The organism is Listeria fleischmannii subsp. fleischmannii LU2006-1 (assembly GCF_000344175.1).
In the GTDB taxonomy this organism is placed as follows: Bacteria; Bacillota; Bacilli; order Lactobacillales; family Listeriaceae; genus Listeria; species Listeria fleischmannii.
On sequence record NZ_ALWW01000093.1, the window covers coordinates 1 to 681 of the forward strand.

1 protein-coding gene is annotated in these 681 nt (G+C 40.2%); it reads left to right on the top strand.

Translation table 11 applies throughout. The features are described 5' to 3' along the window. Positions 1-317, top strand: a 317-nt coding sequence (gene rplQ / locus LFLEISCH_RS14380; RefSeq protein WP_007478115.1) for a 50S ribosomal protein L17, incomplete at its 5' end; no start/stop codon positions are given. Positions 318-681: the final 364 nt, after the last annotated feature.

The following is a 681-nucleotide window of genomic DNA, read 5'->3' on the forward strand; positions in this document are numbered from 1 at the left end:
TCGAAACAACTGAAGCTCGCGCTAAAGAGATTCGTAAAGTTGTTGAAAAACTTATTACTTCCGGTAAAAAAGGTGACTTGCACGCTCGTCGTCAAGCTGCTGCTTTTGTTCGCCATGAAGTTGCTGATGTTAAACAAGTTGACGTAACTAAAAACGGTGAAACTGTGAAGAAAAACCAAGCGGTATACGCGCTTCAAAAACTATTTGATGATGTAGCACCTCGTTATGCTGATCGTCAAGGTGGATATACTCGTATTTATAAAAAAGGTCCTCGTCGTGGTGACGGTGCACCAATGGTAATTATCGAGTTAGTTTAATAGTAAATGTATGAAAGCAAGTAGAGTGTCATGATAAGCAAGGAAACTTGTCTTGTCTAGCTCTGTGCGCCTTCTTTTGTTTAAAACGAAGAGGGCGCAGGCTTTTTTTATTTCTGTCCGGACTCAAAGTCATCGCTTTGAGTTTTTTGTTTTTCCCAAAAAGCAATTTTGATGGCGGGAGAGTGGCGGGGGTGTAGGGGGATGTGGCGGATTTTTAAGACTCCCTTTTTTTACAAAAAGAGGCTTTGCGTGAAGTGCTGCTTTATACTATAATGAATAAGGTGTAGCCTGTAGAAGAGAGGTGCGAATAATGGCAGAAGATTTTGTGAAGATTGATCACGTTTTTTATAAATATGATGATGAG